This window comes from Sutterella parvirubra YIT 11816, from assembly GCF_000250875.1.
GTDB lineage: Bacteria > Pseudomonadota > Gammaproteobacteria > Burkholderiales > Burkholderiaceae_F > Sutterella > Sutterella parvirubra.
Map to the genome: position 1 here is coordinate 9574 of NZ_JH605019.1, position 1539 is coordinate 11112.

The following is a 1539-nucleotide window of genomic DNA, read 5'->3' on the forward strand; positions in this document are numbered from 1 at the left end:
AGGCCTCTACGGATCCGCCCGTCTTGGTGCGGGGGAGCCGGATCACGGGCGCACAGGCGGGGGCGGGCGCATCGGTCCTGCCTTTCGTCCCGTTCTTGCCGTTCCTGCCGTTCTTCTTCGCGCCGTTCTTCCCGGACTTCACGTCAGAACCCGCCTTCGCACCGTCGCCCGCCGACGTGTTCTGGCCGGAGAGGCTCTTCGCCTCCTTCGCCTCGCCCCATTCGCCGCCGACCCCGAAGAGGAGCTCCATCTCCGCGTCGCCCTGCTGCGCCATTTCGGCGGCGAGGCTCGCGACGCTCCGGCGCACGGCACGGCAGAGGTCGACGGGCTTCAAGGCGGCGCCGCTTCGCTTCGCGTAGCGGCGCACCCCCGCGATGATCCCGGCGATCCGGACCGCCTCGCGGTCGATCCCGGCCAGGGCTTCCTCACGGATCCGGCGGGCGGGGTCGTCCGCTTTGTCGGCGCCTTCATTCCCGGCACCGTTCCCATTCGCGCCGTTCTGCGCTTCGCCCATCTTCAGGACGGCCGCATACGTCCGGATCGCCCCCACGGGCCCGTTGATCTCATGCGCGATCATCCCGGACATCTGCTGCACGATGGAGCGCCGTTCGAACCCGGCGAGTTCCAGACGCGTCTTCGCGGCCTCCGCGGCCACCCGCTCCTTCTCCTCCATCGTCCTTCGGAGCTCTTCCGTGCGGCGGCGCACCAAGGCGTGAAGCCGCAGTTCGTTCCCGACGAGGATCAAAAGAAGGAGAAGCCCCACGAGAATCTCGGTCTTCCAGCGGGAGAAGATCGCCCGCGGGCTCATGTCACGAAGGTGCGCGTAGGGACCCACTTCCAGGGCTTGAAAGAGGTCGCGGACCGCCGCGTGCGAGACGTTGGTGCGCCATTCGAACTGCCCGGTGGTGGGGAGCGTCAACATCGCGATCGTCACGTCCCGCACCACCGACTCGGGCGCAAAACCGGTGGAGAGCAGACTCACGTCCGGGTAGAGGGCGGTGGAGTGGCGGCAGGCCAAAGCGGGGACGTTGTCCGGCCCCACGCGGTCGTCGCGCTCGGCGACCACCGCCAAGTGAGAGAGGTCGGCCAACCCCTGCGCGCCGATCGACTCCAAAAGGCACGCGGGGAGCACCGCCACGTCGACCTGACCGGCCAAAAGCGCCGAGATCACGTCCGGGTAGGCGTTGTTCCGGAAGGCGACCGAAGAGAAGAACGTTTCGGGGTCGAACCCAGCCTTCTTGATTTCGAGTGCGGCCGCGAGCCACCCGTCGACCGCATTGGGGAGCGCCGCCCCGGCGCGCAGTCCCTCGAGGTCGGCGATCGTGGTGGGCGTGGGGCGGACCGCGGCGCCCATGCGGTTCGCAAGGCCCGGCCCGGCCGGGCGGGTCGTTGCGCCCGGGGCCGCACCTTCAGTCTCTTCGCCCGAGCGCCGCACGACGAAGACCGCCCCGGTCGACGCTTCCGCGCTCTGCGCGAGCGCGGTCTTTCGTGTGACGATCCACTGATTCGGGAAAGGCTGCCCGATCACGGCTTCCGCGG

1 protein-coding gene is annotated in these 1539 nt (G+C 69.3%); it reads right to left on the bottom strand.

The window, feature by feature from the left end; genetic code table 11:
• The coding region (locus HMPREF9440_RS09940) for a PhnD/SsuA/transferrin family substrate-binding protein (RefSeq protein WP_187364786.1) at positions 1–1539 on the bottom strand (1539 nt) is incomplete at both ends.